Annotated in this window: 3 protein-coding genes and 1 pseudogene; 1 reads left to right on the top strand and 3 read right to left on the bottom strand. The window is 54.7% G+C overall.

The window, feature by feature from the left end; all coding sequences use genetic code 11:
* Positions 1 to 413 precede the first annotated feature (413 nt).
* Complete coding sequence (locus ACOTX4_RS25765) at positions 414 to 830, top strand: fosfomycin resistance glutathione transferase FosA3 (RefSeq protein WP_014839980.1); 417 nt, start codon at positions 414 to 416, stop codon at positions 828 to 830.
* 4 nt (positions 831 to 834) lie between these two features.
* Here ACOTX4_RS25765 and ACOTX4_RS25760 read toward each other — a convergent pair whose 3' ends face one another.
* The 3 genes and pseudogenes from ACOTX4_RS25760 to ACOTX4_RS25750 form a co-directional block, all read right to left on the bottom strand.
* Positions 835 to 1,353: a FidL-like protein gene (locus ACOTX4_RS25760; protein WP_014839979.1), complete on the bottom strand. Its 519-nt coding sequence runs from the start codon at positions 1,351 to 1,353 to the stop codon at positions 835 to 837.
* A complete protein-coding gene (locus tag ACOTX4_RS25755; protein ID WP_014839978.1) occupies positions 1,353 to 2,141 on the bottom strand; it encodes a winged helix-turn-helix domain-containing protein in 789 nt (262 codons plus the stop codon). Before ACOTX4_RS25755 ends, ACOTX4_RS25760 begins: the two co-directional genes overlap by 1 nt.
* A 19-nt stretch (positions 2,142 to 2,160) precedes the next feature.
* Positions 2,161 to 2,586: pseudogene (locus tag ACOTX4_RS25750) on the bottom strand (TetR/AcrR family transcriptional regulator); the annotation flags it as partial.
* Between the last annotated feature and the right edge of the window lie 95 nt (positions 2,587 to 2,681).

Genomic DNA, 2,681 nt, shown 5'->3' with positions numbered 1-2,681 from the left:
GAAAATGCCGGCCTTTGAATGGGTTCATGTGCAGCTCCATCAGCAAAAGGGGATGATAAGTTTATCACCACCGACTATTTGCAACAGTGCCGTAATTATTTAGGATATAGCTCTGTGATTTAGTCTTTTTAGGGCGTTTATTTATGTCTTTATGCTGTAATGTCGGTGCTGATTTGGTCTTCAATAAGGCGATTTTTAGCCCGCTTTTTCCGGGGGGATGAAATGTTATTGGATTGCTAAATGATTTCAAAAAAGGGGTAACATAGAGCGGGGATTAGTGTGGCGAGGCGCAGGTTTCCGATGGCAGGCTAAACGCAAAAAATGCGCTTTTTAGCCGGTGATGAGGTGAGGCCGGGAGGGGATGCGTCGCCGATCACAGTTTACAACAGGGTTTGATAACGGGAGGAAAAGTCATGCTGCAGGGATTGAATCATCTGACGCTGGCGGTCAGCGATCTGGCGTCAAGCCTGGCATTTTATCAGCAGTTACCTGGAATGCGCCTGCACGCCAGCTGGGATAGCGGAGCCTATCTCTCCTGTGGGGCGCTGTGGCTGTGCTTGTCGCTGGATGAGCAGCGGCGTAAAACGCCCCCTCAGGAAAGCGACTATACCCACTACGCCTTCAGCGTGGCGGAAGAAGAGTTTGCCGGGGTGGTGGCTCTGCTGGCGCAGGCGGGGGCTGAGGTATGGAAAGATAACCGCAGTGAAGGGGCGTCTTACTATTTTCTCGACCCTGACGGCCATAAGCTGGAGCTGCATGTGGGGAATCTGGCGCAGCGGCTGGCCGCCTGTCGCGAACGCCCCTACAAGGGGATGGTCTTTTTTGATTGACGGGTTAGTTCAGCTTACTGCCGGATTTCAACGTGCAGATCCACAGCGGTGAATTGATAGAGCTGAGCAAGATAGCCTTTTCGTTGAGCTTCTGAGCGTTGAGAAACAGCCCGTCGTGGCTGTCGGACATCTCGCGCATAAAGTAGTCGAAAATCACGTTCGGCGATTCATCAATCGAGGAGGCGCTCGATTCCCACTGATTGATGCGGTAATGACGCTCGGTGGCCGAGATGCGTTTGCTGCTGTAGGTAAACTTCACGTAGCGTTGCAGGTAGAGCCAGCCGGCGGCGGAGTCGGTGTAACCTTCGACCACCATCGAGCCTTTACCCTGCGCGCCAAAATTGAAGTGAATATTGCCGTTAACGTTCTCTTTGTCCATGTTCTCAAAGCGCATGATGCCCTTAGTGGAACAGCTCATGACACCCGCGTTGTCGGCAGGCAGCAGCCGCCAGGCGCTAAACGCGGCGGCGGCAATAAATACCAGAACGCAGAGGGCAAAGAACGGACGCGGCGCGAGTCTCATTACGGCTTCCAGGAGTAGTAAAAGTAGTTATCGCAATAGCTGAACGGGTTATCTTCATGCATGGCGCAGTGGGCAAGGAACACGCGCCCCAGCCCGTTGGTTTCGAGCCGATCGCCGTAGAAGAAAAGAAAACGTTCACCGGGTTTACAGGCAATATTCAGCCGCTGGCGTACCTCATCGAAGTTTTTGCCGTAGGACTCTTCACTGACCGAACGTCGCATTTCATCGCTGGCCAGCAGTTCGCACTGGCTATGGCTGAGGCGGGTCAGCGCGATAGGCTGGGATTCACTGATGCCGACCAGACTGAAGGCAACCAGAAGCAGGGCAATGGTGAGCAAGCAGGCTCCGGCCATGTACCAGCACATCCCGCGAGCATGTGCGGAGCGCGGTGCGTCTGGCGTTGTCGTAACGGGCGGCGGTTCGGCAGGCGTCTGTTGTGGTGAAACCGGCGGCGCGTCGTCCAGCGCTTCGATAATGACCTCGGGATTAAGCTGCAAATAGCCGCGCGAGACGGTGACGATGATGTTATCGACGCCGTAATGGCGAAAGGTCTTCCGCAGCATGCTGAGATACTGATTCAGATTGCTGTTGGATGAGGTTAATCCATTGTCATCCCAGACTTTTTTCAGAACATCTTCCCGGCTGACAATCTCGGTATGGCGCAGAAAATAGTTAAACAGGGCGCTGGCGGTGAGGGATAGCTGGCTGTCCGGTTCATCGCTTTGCGGCAGCGTCAGGGTTCCGTCGGTGGCGTCGTAGATAAAACGGGCATTGATGTTGTAGCGCATCGCGGCCTCAGTCTGTGCTTCACGCGGGAAGCGTCATTTTATTCAGGGAGTCAACCAGCGCGCGACGGTGGTCGGCGCTCATGGTGATCCCTTCCGTCAACTCCGAAAGCCAGATGCCGTCAGCGGCGTAGCGCACCAGCGTGCCGGTTGGGCTGTTATCCAGCTCATCGCCCTGCGCCAGTTTCTCCAGCATCCAGTCGCGCCAGCATTTGCGCAGCACCGGTTCATCGGGCATTGCCAGCGACAAAACCATAAGCTGGCGGCTTTCATGGGTGTCCGTGAGATCCGCCAGATAGTTCAGATAGGCGCGGGTAAACCGGCCATAGCTCACGCCATCCTGTTGCATCAGCGCGGTAATCGCTTCTTCCATGATTGCCAGCAGACGCGCGAACAGGGCGAATATTAGCGCCTGCTTGTTCGGGAAATGGTGGATAAGGCCGCCTTTACGGCACTGTTGCAAAGTTAGCGATGAGGCAGCCTTTTGTCTTATTCAAAGGCCTTACATTTCAAAAACTCTGCTTACCAGGCGCATTTCGCCCA

The sequence above is a fragment of the Enterobacter cloacae complex sp. IR5459 genome, from assembly GCF_049238005.1.
GTDB classification, from domain to species: Bacteria; Pseudomonadota; Gammaproteobacteria; order Enterobacterales; family Enterobacteriaceae; genus Enterobacter; species Enterobacter hormaechei_C.
Note: the sequence above shows the minus strand (reverse complement) of the source record. Positions and strands in the feature narration are given on the sequence as shown.